At 35.4% G+C, this 15,859-nt stretch carries 11 protein-coding genes; 5 read left to right on the top strand and 6 right to left on the bottom strand.

Going from position 1 to position 15,859, the window contains the following annotated elements; all coding sequences use genetic code 11:
- Nucleotides 1–2,525: peptidoglycan-binding protein (locus tag QZU75_RS09225; RefSeq protein WP_296883228.1), on the top strand; the 2,525-nt coding region annotated here is incomplete at its 5' end.
- A gap of 425 nt (nt 2,526–2,950) precedes the next feature.
- Entirely contained in the window at nt 2,951–9,319 is a 6,369-nt protein-coding gene (locus QZU75_RS09220) for an Ig-like domain repeat protein (protein WP_296883227.1), read from the top strand.
- Between the two features lie 31 nt (nt 9,320–9,350).
- Here QZU75_RS09220 and QZU75_RS09215 read toward each other — a convergent pair whose 3' ends face one another.
- The 3 genes from QZU75_RS09215 to comD form a co-directional block, all read right to left on the bottom strand.
- Nucleotides 9,351–9,611, bottom strand: coding sequence for a MarR family transcriptional regulator (locus QZU75_RS09215; RefSeq protein ID WP_296883225.1), 261 nt, complete (start codon nt 9,609–9,611; stop codon nt 9,351–9,353).
- A gap of 144 nt (nt 9,612–9,755) precedes the next feature.
- A complete protein-coding gene (gene comE / locus QZU75_RS09210; protein ID WP_296883224.1) occupies nt 9,756–10,295 on the bottom strand; it encodes a sulfopyruvate decarboxylase subunit beta in 540 nt (179 codons plus the stop codon).
- 4 nt (nt 10,296–10,299) lie between these two features.
- The gene (gene comD, locus QZU75_RS09205) at nt 10,300–10,791 is read right to left on the bottom strand and encodes a sulfopyruvate decarboxylase subunit alpha (protein WP_296883222.1); all 492 of its coding nucleotides are present in this window, start codon (nt 10,789–10,791) and stop codon (nt 10,300–10,302) included.
- 151 nt (nt 10,792–10,942) lie between these two features.
- On the opposite strand from comD, the gene cofH reads away from it, so the two are divergent.
- Both cofH and QZU75_RS09195 read left to right on the top strand, forming a co-directional pair.
- Nucleotides 10,943–12,061: a 5-amino-6-(D-ribitylamino)uracil--L-tyrosine 4-hydroxyphenyl transferase CofH gene (gene cofH, locus QZU75_RS09200; protein ID WP_296883220.1), complete on the top strand. Its 1,119-nt coding sequence runs from the start codon at nt 10,943–10,945 to the stop codon at nt 12,059–12,061.
- A gap of 14 nt (nt 12,062–12,075) precedes the next feature.
- Nucleotides 12,076–12,654 (top strand): thymidylate kinase, encoded by a 579-nt coding sequence (locus QZU75_RS09195; protein WP_296883218.1) that lies wholly within the window; start codon nt 12,076–12,078, stop codon nt 12,652–12,654.
- Here the strand turns inward: QZU75_RS09195 and QZU75_RS09190 are convergent.
- Nucleotides 12,649–12,906 (bottom strand): hypothetical protein, encoded by a 258-nt coding sequence (locus tag QZU75_RS09190; protein ID WP_296883217.1) that lies wholly within the window; start codon nt 12,904–12,906, stop codon nt 12,649–12,651. The two genes, QZU75_RS09195 and QZU75_RS09190, sit on opposite strands and share 6 nt — an antisense overlap.
- A gap of 1 nt (nt 12,907) precedes the next feature.
- On the bottom strand, nt 12,908–13,885 hold the full coding sequence (priS, locus tag QZU75_RS09185; protein ID WP_296883215.1) for a DNA primase catalytic subunit PriS: 978 nt from the start codon (nt 13,883–13,885) through the stop codon (nt 12,908–12,910).
- A gap of 100 nt (nt 13,886–13,985) precedes the next feature.
- On the opposite strand from priS, the gene QZU75_RS09180 reads away from it, so the two are divergent.
- Nucleotides 13,986–14,501, top strand: a complete 516-nt coding sequence (locus QZU75_RS09180) for a hypothetical protein (protein WP_296883214.1) — start codon at nt 13,986–13,988, stop codon at nt 14,499–14,501.
- Here QZU75_RS09180 and priL read toward each other — a convergent pair.
- Entirely contained in the window at nt 14,491–15,822 is a 1,332-nt protein-coding gene (gene priL, locus QZU75_RS09175) for a DNA primase large subunit PriL (RefSeq protein WP_296883213.1), read from the bottom strand. The genes QZU75_RS09180 and priL overlap by 11 nt on opposite strands.
- Nucleotides 15,823–15,859 lie beyond the last annotated feature (37 nt).

Raw genomic sequence — 15,859 nt, 5'->3', positions numbered from 1 at the left:
CCAAGACTGTTTATAATTTAAATGTTGGGGATAATGATACTATTGTTGCTGTTCCAACTCCTAATAATTTAAAAGTCAATTTCACAACTGCTGATTATGGTATTGTGTCTGTTGATGGTGATGGAAACATTATAGCTCTTGGTGAGGGTAATGCAACCATTATTGTCAGTGTTGGAGATGATCTTGTTTATAAATATGATTCAGTCATTGTCAACGTTACTGTAAACAAAATACAAACTGAAATTACTGTAAATACAGTTTCACAGATGGTTTTCGGTGAGAAAGCAAATATTACTTATATTCTTTCACCTTCTGATGCTGAAGGAAATGTTACATTTGAAAGCAGCAACAATGACATTGTTAAAGTTGATTCCAATGGTGAAATTGCTGCTGTAGGTGCAGGTTCAGCAAACATCACCGTCACATTTTCAGGCAATAATAAATATGCTGAGTCAAGCAAAAGCATTGAAATCACAGTAATCAAAGCCAATTCAACATTATCAGTTGATGATATTACTTTTGATTATGGTAAATCAGAATCTGTAAATGTGACTGTTAGTGGCGCTTCTGAGATTAATGCTGAGGTTGTTGGTCATCCTGAGGCTGTTGTTAATGTAGATAATAATACAATTTCTGTTTCTGGTTTGGATGCTGGTAATTATACTTTAAATGTTATTGTTGTTCCTGATGATAATCATAATCCTGTAACTAAAACTGCTGAGATAACTGTAAATAAGGTTGATTCAAGCGTGGATGTTGGTGAGTTTAACATGACTTATGGTGAAACAGGTTCTGTTAGTGTGTCTGTTAGTGGTGCTTCTGGAATCACTGCAGAGGTTGTTGGTCATCCTGAGGCTGCTGTTAATGTGGATAATAATATAATTAGTGTTTCTGGTTTGGATGCTGGTAATTATACTTTAAATGTTACTGTTGCCGGTGATGACAATCACAATCCTGTTACCAAGAGCGTTGATTTTGAAGTTAAAAAGGCTGATTCAACCTTGTCTGTTGATGATATTACTTTTGATTATGGTAAGTCAGACTCTGTAAATGTGACTGTTAATGGTGCTTGTGAGATTAGTGCGGAGGTTGTTGGTCATCCTGAGGCTGTTGTTAATGTTGATAATAATACAATTAGTGTTTCCGGTTTGGATGCTGGTAATTATACTTTAAGTGTTACTGTTGTTCCTGATGATAATCATAATCCTGTAACTAAAACTGCGGAGATAACTGTAAATAAGGTTGATTCAAGCGTGGATGTTGATGACATTAATCTGACTTATGGTGAAACAGGTTCTGTTAGTGTGTCTGTTTCCGGTGCTGTTGAAGTTACTGGTGAAGTTGTTGATCATCCTGAGGCTGTTGTTAATGTGGATAATAATACAATTAGTGTTTCTGGTTTGGATGCTGGTAATTATACTTTAAATGTTACTGTGGTTCCTGATAGTAATCATAATCCGGTAACAAAAAGTGTTGATATAACTGTCAGTAAGGCTGATTCAAGTGTTGGTGTTGGTGATATTGATCTTACTTATGGTGAGTCTGCTGAAATTGATGTAAAAGTTGATGGTGCAGGTGAAATTACTGCTGAAATTGACAATGTAAGTGTTGAAATTAAGGACGGTAAAGTTTCAATTCCTGTTTTGGATGCTGGAAATCATACCTTGACAGTTACTGTTGCCGGTGATGACAATCACAATCCTGTTAGTAAAAGTGTTGATTTTGAAGTCAGCAAAGCCAATACAACTGCCAGTGCAACAACAACTCCTTTATATAACAGCGGTAAAGATGTAATATTGACATTTGAGGATGAAAATGGTAATCCTATTTCCAACATGACAGTTACAGTTGATTTAAACGGACCTAAAGAATATACAACTGATAAAAAAGGCCAAATCAACATACCAACCAAAGGTTTAGCTCCTAAAACTTATGATGTGCCTGTGTCATTTAAGGGAACTGATAACTACAACGGATTCAATACTACTGTAAAAATCACTGTCCAGAAGGCTACTCCAAAGTTAACTGCCAATAAGAAAACCTTCAAATCATCTACAAAAAGCAAAAAGTACACAGTTACCTTAAAGGACAATAAAGGAAAAGCAATCAAGAAGGCTAAAGTTACTCTGAGGGTTGGCGGCAAAACATACGAGGCCACTACCAACAGCAAAGGTAAAGCAACCTTCAAGATTCTCAAACTCAACAAAAAAGGAACTTTCAAGGCAACAGTTACATACAAAGGCAATAAATACTTTAAAAAAGTTACTAAAAAGGCTAAAATTACTGTTAAATCTGCTTTCAAAACAGTCTTTAAAGGCAGCAAGGACTCTGCAGCTGTTAAAAAAATCCAAAGGGCATTGAAAAATAATGGATTTTATCTTTCTGCATATGGCCATTACTTGAAAGTTGACGGTATTTATGCTGAGCATACTTTCAATGCTGTAAAAGAGTTCCAGAAAGCCAAAGGTTTGAAAGTAACTGGAAATGTGGATGAAGCAACCGCTAAAAAATTAAAAATAATTTAAAATGTAGGTGCATTTTTGCACTTACTCTCTACTTTTTTTATTTTCGTATATATTTAGTATTTTGATTTAGTCTATTTTTACAATAACTTCTATTTGTTTTGCGATACTATTGATTATTTTAATGGTAATCTGTGAAACTATAATTTTAATTTGGCGTAAAATTCATGATTTGACTACTTGGTGTAGGTCTTGATTATTGATGTTTAAGAAATATCAAAAATTATCAGGGATTGCCTGCAGTATTTCACTGAATCTCACATGTAACTGTGAATGATTGATAAAATAGCTTCATTTAAAATTTTTTCAGACTATATTTCATGCATAAAGCTTTTTATTTCAATTTATGTAAGATATATATTCCAATATCAATTAAATAATAGTTTTGACAAATTATCTAACATTAATAAAAACTCAGGGGTTTTTGTATGAATTATAAAAAGAAAATATTGCTTATCTGTTCAATTCTTTGCATATTTTTTGCTGTTTCAACAGCATATGCAAGTGATGTGAACATAACTTATGATTCTGTTCATGAAAGTTCAATTTCACAGAATTATTCTCAATCTCAGTTAAACACGTATGACGACGGTCGGCTTTCAATATCACAGGATGATGACATTTTAGCTGCAACATCAGTTTATTTCGATGCATCTGCAGCCCATGACGGAGACGGATCTAGAAACAATCCATATAAATATCTAAAAAATGGCAGGATAGGATATGGTACAGTTGCTTATTTTGCAGACGGTATCTATGAACTGTCCGATTCATTAACAATTTCATCCTCTTCATCATATAAGACCATTTTTGTCGGTGAAAGTATTCAAAATACTATCATCAGGTCTAAATTATCCGATTCCTTTGATTTTATAGTCAGTTCGGATTCTTATTTTGCTCTGGCCGGTTTGACACTGGACAACATTCACATAAACAATCAGGCAACACTGGTTGCTGAAAATGTTAGTTTTGTAAACAGCGTCGGATTCACAGAAGATGAAGGACCAAGTCTGCCATATTTGTCCGATGAATACGACAGCACTTATGGTGGTGTAATAATCTCCAATGCACCACGCGGAAAGGAAAACTCAGTATATCTGAATCGATGCAGTTTCATTAATGATTGTGCAGTCAATGGGGGAGTTATTGCCGCATTCAATTCCTATGTAAACATTCAAAATTGTATATTTTATAATTCATCCTCAACACGTTTCGGAGGTGTTGTCTATAGCAGTGCCTCTAATGTGGTTATTTCAAATTCTTCATTTTCAAAAAATAAGGCAGGATATGGTGGTGTTATCTATTCTAAGGCATCTGTCCTAAAAGTTTTTGATTCAGACTTCAGGGATTCACAGGCATACAGCTTCGGTGGTGTAATAGTTTCAGATTCAAGCGATTCACTTGTATATAATTCTATATTCAATAATTATCAGTCCCTAAGTGATGCCGGTGGAGCTATTTATTCATTGAATTCCACTTTAAACGTTTATGATTCATCATTTACTGATGGAAAATCATTTTTCGGAGGTGCAATCTGTAATCTTAAATCAAATTTCACTCTTCTTGATTCCAGATTCAGCAGGAATTTTGCAGTATACTATGGCGGAACAATATACAATGTTTACGGTTATGCAGGCATTCAGGGCAATACTATAGAAGACTCTCATGCTGATTCAAGCGGTGGTGCAATCTGCAGCAGGCTTTCAGACTCCCTATATTTAAACAATAACACATTTGTAAATTCTACAGCTGCTTACGGTCATATAATATTTGTAGACGGTGATGCTGGTAGTGTTGTGGAAAAAAACAATGTCTATCAGGAAATCTACAACCTTGTCTGTCTTTATTCAGCTACTCTGAATGGTGAAGAGTATGTGGCAATAAGCAATTACCTTACATTCAGCGTTTCAAGCAATGGTGTCTATGTCGTGCCTCTGGCCAATGACAATGCTGACGACAGTAACTATGTGAAGTTTAATATTTCCGTTGAAGGAAATCCTTCTCCAATTATATACACTGACATAAACCAGGACAACAGGTTACTGTTTGACCTTGAAAAATACGGCAATAAATTTGAAAATGAATTTATCGAAGCATACATTATTGATGAAGCCGGAGACATTATTTATTCTGATGTTGGAGCATTAACAACTCATGAAAATCATATCAGCGATGTGCTTTTTGACCTTAACTTTAAAAATTTCATGATATTGCTTCAATACGGTAATCTTTATGATATCAATCCTTATTCATCCGTGCCGTTATTTAACTACACTGTAACTCCCCAAAGCCTGCCTGTTTCTTATGATTCAAGGGATTACGGATATATAACTCCTGTCAAGGATCAGAAAAGAGGTGGTAACTGCTGGGCATTTTCAGGAATTGCAACACTTGAAGCATGTCTTAAAAAGGCAACAGGAATTACCTATGACTTTTCAGAGGAAAACGCCAAAAACCTCATGGCAGCATATTCACTGTTCGGATGGGACATTGAATCAAACGATGGTGGAAACCTATACATGTTCATGGCATATCTTGCAAGCTGGTTCGGACCTGTCAATGATGATAAGGATGTTTATGACGATTATTCATCATTATCCGTTATTTATGACCCTGCCCTGCATATTCAAAATATCTACTGCATACCTGAAAGGAAAAATTCATATGATAACGATTTAGTTAAAAGAGCAATAATGGACTGCGGTGCTGTTTCAGTCTCTACAAAATGGGATACCGGAAGCCATGCAATCACACTTGTAGGATGGGATGATGAATACACAGGATTTGACTATTTCAACACCAAATCCACCGGAGCATGGATATTTAAAAACAGCTGGGGAGAAGACTGGTATGATAACGGTTATTTCTATATGTCCTACGAAAAGGAATTTAAAAACGCCTATACTTTTATCTTCAATGAAGACAGAGGATACTCTGACATTTACCAATACGATTTTTCAGGAGTAACAGGTTATAGAAACCTTCCAAGTGCAAATACAGTCTATTCCAAAAACAAATTCATATCCTCAAGCAATGATATTTTAACAGCAGTTTCAACATTCTTCTATGACCCTACAAACTATTCAGTTTCAGTTTATTTAAACGGCAATTTGATTACAACCCAGGAAGGCTATACTCAGGCAGGATATTACACATTCCCTCTCGACAAGGAAATCCAGCTGGCAAAAGGGGATGAATTCGTTGTTGAATTCAAATGCTTTGGAAATAACGGCTACAGACTTCCTGTATGTATGGCAAATGTAATCAATAAAGTAACTTTCAGCGATGAAACATCATTCTACAGCACAGACGGAAAAACATGGTATGACTTATACTACAGCTCTTCAGTAGCATGCATTAAAGCATTCACACGTTCCCCAACTTTAAAACAGGTAAACATCAATGTCAACCAGTTAAATGAGGTTAAAGTTAATGAAATTGTCACAATAACTGCAACAATACCTGAATATTATGTTGTTGACGGACACCGCCATTATCTAAACGGATTTATCACATTCAATATTGACGGAACATATTACTATGCACCTATTAAAAACGGAAAGGCCTCTTTGAATATCAGCTTTTCCAAGTTAGGCACTCATTCTCTTACAGCTTATTATAAAACAAATCTTGAAATATCAAATGTAGTAATGTTCAATTTCAATGTAGTATCCAAAGTTGAAGACAGGATTTCTCTCAAGGCTTCAGATGTTTCAAAATATTACGGAGGTTCTCAAAAATACGTTGTATCCCTAACAAACAATGATCTGCCGGTCAGCGGTGCAAGTGTAAAAATCACCGTAGACAATAAGGTTTATACAGTAAGAACAAACAGTACCGGTCAGGCAGTCCTTGATTTGACCCTTCCAAGCGGAACATATAATATAGTATCTGAATACGGTGGAAAATCAGTTTCCTCAAAATTCATTGTCAAATCAACAATCGATGCTAAAGATGCAAGCGGACTTTATTTACAGTCTTTCCTTTTTGCAAGCTTTTTGGATACCGAGGGCAACCTCCTTTCAGATAAGGAAGTAATATTCAGAATTGGAAATACTGACTTTAGGGTAATGACATCAGCTGCAGGTTACGTACTTGTAAATATTCCATTGGATGCAGGAAGTTATAATGTTACAGTTATAAACCCAATAACCGGAGAGCAAAAACGTATAAAATTGGATATATTTAAAAGAACAGTAGATTTGGAAATTACTGCTGTTCAAAATGCGGAAAGAATTATCATTACAGCCACTTTATCATCTGCAGATGCAACAGGTAATGTCAATTTCTTTTTCAATGGAAATCATTATGTCAATGTTGTCAATGGAACTGCCACATGGGAATTAATAAACCTTGATGCAGGAACTTATGATATTCTTGCGAGCTACTCCGGAAATGTTAATTTTTATGGAACAGGTTCACATCTGATTTTATCTGTTGTAGATGACGATTATACATTAGACCCATACAATGTCTGGATGTATTACGGAGAGTACAGCAGAATATTTGCAGATGTTGTTGATGAAAATAATTGCGGCGTTTCAGGCCAGACTGTCAGATTCACAATCCAAAATAAAACTTATATCGGAATAACAGACTCTAAAGGCCGGGCTTATGTGCAGTTTCCGGGTCTGGATATTGGAAACTACACAGTCCTTGTTCAATATGGAGGCCAATCAAGTCTTTCAGGTCTTGAAGTGCGTTCCACAATTTCATCAGTCCAGTATTCAGGCGAATATCTAAAATCAAGCGTCACTGTCAAATTTGTTGACGATGAAGGGAAAGGTGTTGTAAATAAGGAAGCAACATTTAAAGTGGGAACAGCTTCAGTTAAAGCAACCACAGATGTTTACGGATTTGCAACCGCAAAACTTAATCTGGATGTTGGATTCCACACTGTCACTGCAGTCAACCCTGTTACAGGTGAGAAAAAGGAATTTGAAATTCAGATTACCAAAGCCAATCCTCAAATTACATTATCAAGAAGCCAAAGTGACTCACAAATTACTTTAACTGCAAGTCTAACACCTGTGACTGCTACCGGTAATGTGATTTTCACTGTCGGATCCAATAAGTACACTGTTAATGTTAAAAATGGAAAAGCTGCATTGACATTAACTGATTTAAGCGAAGGAAGTTACACTGCAGTTGCAAATTATGTTGGAGACAACAACTTTAACAATGCAATGTCCTCACTTGATTTTATTATAGTCACTCCAAGAATCACAATTTCCGCCCCTGATTTGGTTAAGATGTATAATGGTGTAGAGCCTTTTATAATTACAGTTAAAAATAATAATAATCCTGTAGTGGGCGAAGTTGTTAAATGCACATTTGACGGTGAGGTATATAATTTCCCGACTAATAGTAAAGGAATCATTTCAATTGATATAGAAGATTATGAAACTGGAGAATATGCTTTTATCTCAGAATACGGTGGAGTGTCAGTAACATCAAAGATTACAATATTGTCAACAATTTCAGCTATGGATGTAAATGCTGAATATTCAAATGCAGTATTTAAAGCCAGCTTCATGGATTCAGCTTCCAAAATACTTTCAAATACTGGGGTATTCTTTAATATTGCAGGCAAGCAGTACAGTGCAACAACCAACAGTAACGGTGTTGCAAGCGTTAATGTCAATTTAAATACAGGCAGCTATTCTGTTATAGCTACAAATCCTGTTACAGGTGAACAGAAACAGTTCAGATTAAACATTTTAAAATCAACTCCTGAAATTGCTTTGCAGTATTCTCAAAAGGACGGTACTGTAAGCATAACCGCCAGCATAACTCCACAATCTGCCGAAGGGTATATTGTATTTAATGCAGCATCAAGAGAAAATACAATCGCCTTGGAGAACGGTAAGGCAGTTTTTGATTTAATGGGATTGGATGCAGGTTCATATACGGTATCTGCCAAATTCATTGGAAATTCAAATTATAAAGAGGTTTCATCTTCACTGAATTTCACAGTTTCAAAAATAAATCCTGTACTTACATTAAAGATGACTACAGTCGATGATAAGGATGCTTTAATGGCCAGCCTGTCATATTCCTCTGCTACAGGAACAATTACTTTCATTGTAGATGGCAATCAATATCCGACAGGAATAAGAAACGGTGCATCCTATTTAACATTTTCAGATTCCGGTGTATTTAATGTATTGGTAAAATATTCCGGTGACAATATTTTCAATCCGGTTTCAAAATCCATAAAAGTATCCATTGAAGACAAAACACCTGTTTTTATCATTAACAATTTAAATAAGGTTTATGGCGATTCCAAAACATTTACAGTACGTGTTCTTGACTATAAAGAAAATCCGATTTCAGCACAGCCTATTAAGTTTGCAGTATATGACAAAAACAGGAAGCTGATTAATATCTATAAAAGTTCAACTGATGTTGAAGGATATGCAAAACTGACATGTAATTTCGTTCCAAACACATATTACATTAAAGTGGATGACACAAAATATGTCAGGGGCGAAGCTAAACTTGTTATAAAAAAGGCAACTCCTAAAATAACAGCATCAGCCAAAACTTTCAAAGTAAAACTAAAAACCAAGTCATATACTATAACCCTGAAATCCAATTTAAATAAGGTACTGAAAAGCAAGAAGGTAACTTTAAAAGTAGGCGGCAAAACATATAAGGCAACAACCAATTCAAAGGGTAAGGCCACTTTTAAAATTACAAAATTGACCAAAAAAGGTAAATTTACTGCTGTTGTTAAATTTGGTGATGCTTATTATAATACAATAAGTAAAAATGTAAAAATAACAGTTAAATAAGGGATGTTTATAACATCTCCTATTATTTTTTTTAAAGATATTGGACTATTTCTTTTCCGTCCTCAGTCAGCATATATATTCTTCCCCTTTTTAATTCTTCATTAACGCAAACGACCAGATTTTCTTTTTTCAAATCAGACAATGCGTTTGAAACTTGTGTGTCTCTTAACCCTGTTGATTTTGAAATTTCAGAGGGCAATTTAAATTCATGTTCCAGGCTTTTCATTGTTTTCATTCTTGTAGGAGATACCTTAACGTATCCTAATTTATTAAAAAATTCTTTTTCCAACATAAATATATTGTTTAGTTAAACGGGTTTCTATATTTTTATATTTAAAATATGTCTGTTTTTAATAAATTATTAATAAATTAAAAATCATTTATTCATTTTTCAGTGATGGTATTATATATTAAAAATAAATTGTAAGCTATTAAATTATTTAATAGCTTTCATAAATCTTTCTTTAATTTCAATTGGACTTAAATCAATAATTGGAGCTTTTGAATTGCCGGCTTCAGTGTTATACACAATAAAACTTGCATCATTGCTGTTTATAATTTCTTTTAAATCAATGTCTTTAAAGTCATAGCTGTTTTTAAAGCCGACGCTTTTTGCAATATCAACAAGGTCAATCAATTGCGCATAGGTATCCTGATTTCCTGTTGAACCATATGCACCGTTGTCAATAACAATCCATGTTAAATTTGAAGGATTTGTGGCAAATATTGTTACAAGAGAGCCCATGTTCATCAAAAGAGAGCCGTCACCGTCAATCACAACAATGTCTTCATCGGGTTTTGAAAGTGCAAGGCCCAATCCGATTGATGATGCAAGACCCATTGATCCGATCATATAGAAGTTTTTATCCCTGTCATCAATTTCATACAGCTCCCTTGACGGAAATCCTATGTTGCACACTACAATCTCATCGTCAATCTGGTTCATAATATCCTGAATAGCTTCATATCTTGCCATGTTATCACCAATACCTAATTTCTAAAAGCACACTCACAGGTTTTCCTTCTTCAACTGACAATTCCCACGCTGATTTGATGTCAACGTATGCAGCATTTGGAGTTTCAGGTTTGAAAAATTTAAAGTCCATTCCTTCAAGAATTCTTGGTGTTGACTGTCCCATCGGGACCTGTCCGCAGATGTTTTCACCTTCCGTTCCTCTGTGGCTCATTATCATTAAAAGGGGAAATTCATACAGTTCATCCAATGATTTCAGTGCATTTATGGAGTTTCCAAGTCCTGAATTCTGCATTAGAATCGCCGATTTTTTACCTCCCAGATATGCTCCTGCACAGATTCCGATTCCTTCCTCTTCACGGGTTACAGGAATGTGAATTATTTCTTCATCTTCATCAATCATGTCTAATAATTTTGATAGGTTTACGCAGGGAACGCTTACGATAAAGTCAATTCCTGTGTCTTTAAGACTATCATAAATGGCTTCGCTACTATCCATCTTATCACTTCTGTTTTTTGATTTACTTTTATAATATTATATTTAAAATATTATAAAAACTTATTTAAATTATAGAAATCATTTAATTTGGGAAAATATTGATTAAGATTAATAGTAACCTTTTTATTTAACTTTAGAGTAATATAAAATCATGTTTGATAAACTGCCAATCACTTCTAAAACAGAAAGGATTTTATCAAAATCTCTTGATGAATCAATCACTGTTGAAGAAGCTAATCATTTAATGAATATTAAAGGGCCTGATTTATATCCCTTACTAGCAACTGCTGATTTTTTAAGACATGAAATCGTTGGAGACAACGTAACATTCATTAATAACTGTAATATTAACTTTACAAATATCTGTACAGTAAGATGCGGTTTTTGTGCATTTGGAAAGGATGCCGATGACCCTGACGCCTACATATTAAGTGACGAAGAAATTCTGGCTAAGGCTGAAGGTGCTGTAGCAAGCGGCGCTCGTGAATTCACACTGATGGGGGGCGTGCTTCCGGATGCTGATATTGATTATTACGAACATCTGCTAACCATTTTAAAGGACAGCTATCCTGATGTTGCAATTCACGGTTTTTCACCGACAATGGTCAGGGATGCCTGTTTGGTATCAGGAATTGACGTTGCTGAAGGTTTTGAAATACTCAAAAAAGCAGGTCTTGATACTCTGCCTGGAACTGCAGCAGAAATTCTAACAGACCGTTCCAGAGAAATTATATGTCCTGAAAAGGTAAGCGTAGCCGAATGGATAGATATTGTAAAAACCGCACAGGAAGTTGGAATTCCGGGCTCTGCAACTATAATGTACGGTCATGTAGAAACTTTAGAAGAAAGAGTAGAGCACATTGACATTATCAGACAGATTCAGGAAGACACTCACGGATTCACTGAATTTATTCCAATGACATTTATGCATGAATATTCTCCAATCTTTTTGGAAGGCCAGTCCGATCTTGGAGCTACCGGAACTCAGGATTTAAAATTATATGCAGTTTCAAGACTGATGCTAAGGGATATAGTTCCGAATATTCAGGTGTCCTGGGTAAAAATGGGATTCAGATTTGCACAGGTGGCACTGACAGCCGGTACAAACGACCTTGGAGGAACTTTAGGTGGAGATGAACTGTCTGAAGCTTCAGGAGCACCGGACGGTGTTGATGCATCAATTGATACATTGGCAAGAATGGTTAAGGATTTGGGAAGAAATCCGATTGAAAGGAATTCCAAATACACTGAATTTTATCCGATTGAATAGTTTTAGGGAATATTATGAAGAAATTTATTGTTATTGATGGGTTGGACGGATCTGGAAAGGACACACAGGTTAATCTGATTGCCGAAGCATATCAGAAGAAAGGAAGGGATGTCACTGTCAGGTCCCATCCATGCAATGATAATAAATTTGGAAGAAAATCAAAACAGGCATTGCTTAAAACAGGAAAATTAAACCATATCAAAGCTACAATATATTTCGGGCTTGATGCGATTCGTTCAGTTCATATGTATTATTATAATGATGATGTGGATGTTGTGATATTTTCAAGATACATTCTGGCGGTGATGTATCTTCCCAATATCGTAAATACGATTGTCTATAAAATTGTAGCCTTTATACTTCCTACATCCGACTGCATGTTCTTTTTGGACATCACTCCCGAAGAATCCCTCAGAAGAATTGGCTCACGTGATGAGCAAACAGAAATGTTTGAAAATATAGAATCATTAAGGGAAAATCGTGAAAGGTCTCAAAAATTTACATATAACTGGAACGTTGTTCCGGCAGACGACGCTCCCGATGTTATTTCTAAAAAAATAATAGAAAAGTGCTTCAGCACTGACAATTTATAATACTTTTTTTATTCCGTCGCTTGTAATTATCATTAATGAATTAAGGTTTTCAAGTACAATGGAAACAATCGGATGGGTTTGAATATCCTTGTGCATGAAAATAGCTTCCTGCTCTACAATGTCAATCCAGTTTACATGATAAACCACTACGCCGTTGACGATTAGTCCAAGATACTCCGGTACAAATCGGGTTTCTGATATTTCTTCAAAATACTGATTTTCTCGTAATATGTTTTTGAATGTTTCATTCATGCTAAACACCCCTTCTTTCATAAACAAATTTAGGAACCGCCTTATCAAAAGGATCAAAGGTTTCTCTGTTTTTAACTTCCATGCATTTCATACTGACTTTTGAGTGAAGTGATGACGGAAGTCTTAAAATTCTTTTCAAGTCAATAGATACCTTTGCATCAATGGTTGCAAGATTGACTCTTGCCATAGCTTCAACAAGATTCTTGTAACGTCTGGGACCGATATCTCTTTTGAAGTAACCCCAGTCATCATTTTCAAGGTGATGCCTTGAAGCTATAATGTCCTTCATCAGTTTAGGGTTGATTCCATCTAGTTTTTCATTGCCGACCAGATGCTGTATATTGAACTTGACCTTGTCGGTAAATATTTTTGAATATCCTATTGGAATTGAGAAATGCTCAAAGTTAAAACTTTGATTTGATATTTCAGAGTTGATGAATTGGGATTTTGGAACCTCTGCTCCTGCAACGTATTTCAGAACTTCAGATCTAAGTTCACTGTTTGCAAGCATCATTTCATCATCCAGTATTCTGATGTGATATCCTCTACCTGAGTAAATCAGATGGATATTTTTAAGGCCTAAATCGCCGTCCAATGTATCTATTAATGAGTTTACAATTTCTAAAGCTTCACCAAGACATGTTTCGCAAACTCCATCACATTGACATGACCTTATGGGAATATCCTTTGCGTCAACATCGAAAATGTATTCTGCCTTTAACCAGTCTTCCCTGCGGCGAGGATTGTTATAAAAAGCTACGGATATGTATGCTGCAAATGGTGCCTTATATCTTAGGAATTTCCTTAAAGACTCGGTTCCTCTAAAGACTTTATATCTGTCGTTCGGTCCTCTTCCGTTATGGTCAAAACCAAACTCCCTTTTTTTAATATCTTTTGAGATGAATTCAGGCAAGTCTTTAGGGTCCCATTCCTCTCTGTAATATTGTCTTCGCTCTTTTATTGTAGCTTTAGAAAACATGATTATAAGTTTATTTTTAAAAGTATTTATTTTATTTGTTAGTGTGATTTTGTGTTTTTGTGAACAAGATTTATTATTTATTATTGCAAAATATAATTTCATGGAAGAGTTTGTTGAAGTAATTGGTGTTGAACATTTGAAAACTGTTTTATCAGGACTCACTCCCGAACAGATTGTAAAACCTGCCTATGACAATTGGCAGGCAGGAATGAAAACCGGCCACACAGTTTTAAATTTGGAAACAGGCAGTGTTTATGGATTGGGCATTGAATTAAATCAGTTGCCTTTGGCTGCAGAGATTTACATAGAATTATTCACAATTGAATCTCATGAAGAACCTGTCAGAGAACAGGAATTCTTTTCTAAAAATGAATATGAGGAGTTTTTGGAGTTCAGCAGTGACGATCCCTGTGAGTATATTCCTGATATAATTACTGATTTTTGTGAAAAGAAAGGCATTGATGAGTATGAACGCACAATTGGGATTTTAGCATACAATTTTGAAAAAAATGAGCAGTCAAATTATAACATGTGGGAATCCAAGATATTAAATAAATATTATGATGCGATTATAGAAGATCATAATCCGTTTCAGTTTTCCCATTCTAGTCTTTAGGAGCTTCCTTGTCCAGCTGGAATTTTTTACGCCCGTAACATGATAAGGGATTGTTAATGCCTTTACATGATTTGTCCGGATGGCATAGATGAGGCAGGTGTATCTTTATTTTCTCACAGCTCATCGGAGTGTACCATTTTGTTTCGCCTTCATGGTTGATGTCAAGTCTGTCATGCATTCCGAAACCCAATTTTGAAATGATGTTGATTTTTTCCTGCGGCTGGTCCTCAAATAATGGCGGTGTACAGTTGTCTGCAGCATCAAATATCAGAGGCAGGATTTCATTTTCGGTTATTGAAAGGTCAGGATCCATGTCTGATACTTTAACGCTTTCATCAGAGGCAAATATCCTTGGATATAATCTTGCATATGAAGCAAATGATGTTAAAAGCAGTACAATTGCATCATTACGTCCACCTGATGAGACTCCATTAACTGTAGCTTCAATACAAGGCGGAAATGCATCAGGATTTAATTTTCCTGCCTGAACTGTACCGTAGATTCCTCCGCTTCCTGCATAATACTGATTGTATTTGCTGATTTCTTCGGGAATAAAGTCTTTAAGCTCCTCTCCGATTTTTATGATTGCAGGATGAATCTCTATTCTTTGAGACATTTCCTTAATTCTGGCAATGTATTCCTCTGTTTTTTGCATAATCAGTCTGGACAATATCTGTTCCTTGACGCTGTCTCCGATTAATATTCCGTACATTCTCTCAGGGCTTCTGTCAGTGAACTTGTCGCTGAAACGTTCCAGAAAGTCGTCCTGCTGGAGAATAATCTCTCCATTATCAATTAATAAATCTGTCAGTTTGAGTTTTTTTGTAGAAATAACTTCTCTTAGGGATTTCCAGTTGATTGCTCCGTCTACCTTGACTTCATCCAAAACTTCATCAATGATTTCTGCCCGGGACATTGGAGGTATCTTTGCAAGTCTTTCAAGAATCAGTGTTCCCTGAGATTCAACAAAAAGCCTGGTTTCACGTGAACCCAAATTAAACTGAATGGCTATGGCCTGGCATAAAATGTGAAAAATCACCACGTCCTGCATAAACAAATCTGAATTGGTCAGGTATTCAAATTCGGCCTGTGTGAAATTTTTATTGTTCTTTTTTTCAATTGCCCATTGAACACGTTTCATGGCATAATCGGCATATGATTTGGGAATCAGGGAATCATCTGATATTTTCTGATTGTTTGTATGAATGATAATGTCAACTAATGATTCGTCCTCTTCAAAAATCTGATTTAAATCGCCGTACTGACTTATGATTTGTCTTCCTTCATTTGACAACGGGTTGATATATGAAATTTCAGCCATGTTTTTAACTTTTTATTTCATTTATTAAATAGATAAC

It is taken from the genome of uncultured Methanobrevibacter sp. (assembly GCF_902764455.1).
GTDB lineage: Archaea > Methanobacteriota > Methanobacteria > Methanobacteriales > Methanobacteriaceae > Methanocatella.
This window is presented reverse-complemented; position numbering and strand designations above follow the sequence as displayed.

Bases quoted from the DNA above. Each gene is read 5' to 3' on its own strand.
- QZU75_RS09220 (WP_296883227.1), top strand. From the start codon at position 2,951: ATGAATTATAAAAAGAAAATATTGCTTATCTGTTCAATTCTTTGCATA.
- QZU75_RS09215 (WP_296883225.1), bottom strand. From the start codon at position 9,611: ATGTTGGAAAAAGAATTTTTTAATAAATTAGGATACGTTAAGGTATCT.
- comE (WP_296883224.1), bottom strand. From the start codon at position 10,295: ATGGCAAGATATGAAGCTATTCAGGATATTATGAACCAGATTGACGAT.
- comD (WP_296883222.1), bottom strand. From the start codon at position 10,791: ATGGATAGTAGCGAAGCCATTTATGATAGTCTTAAAGACACAGGAATT.
- cofH (WP_296883220.1), top strand. From the start codon at position 10,943: ATGTTTGATAAACTGCCAATCACTTCTAAAACAGAAAGGATTTTATCA.
- QZU75_RS09195 (WP_296883218.1), top strand. From the start codon at position 12,076: ATGAAGAAATTTATTGTTATTGATGGGTTGGACGGATCTGGAAAGGAC.
- QZU75_RS09190 (WP_296883217.1), bottom strand. From the start codon at position 12,906: ATGAATGAAACATTCAAAAACATATTACGAGAAAATCAGTATTTTGAA.
- priS (WP_296883215.1), bottom strand. From the start codon at position 13,885: ATGTTTTCTAAAGCTACAATAAAAGAGCGAAGACAATATTACAGAGAG.
- QZU75_RS09180 (WP_296883214.1), top strand. From the start codon at position 13,986: ATGGAAGAGTTTGTTGAAGTAATTGGTGTTGAACATTTGAAAACTGTT.
- priL (WP_296883213.1), bottom strand. From the start codon at position 15,822: ATGGCTGAAATTTCATATATCAACCCGTTGTCAAATGAAGGAAGACAA.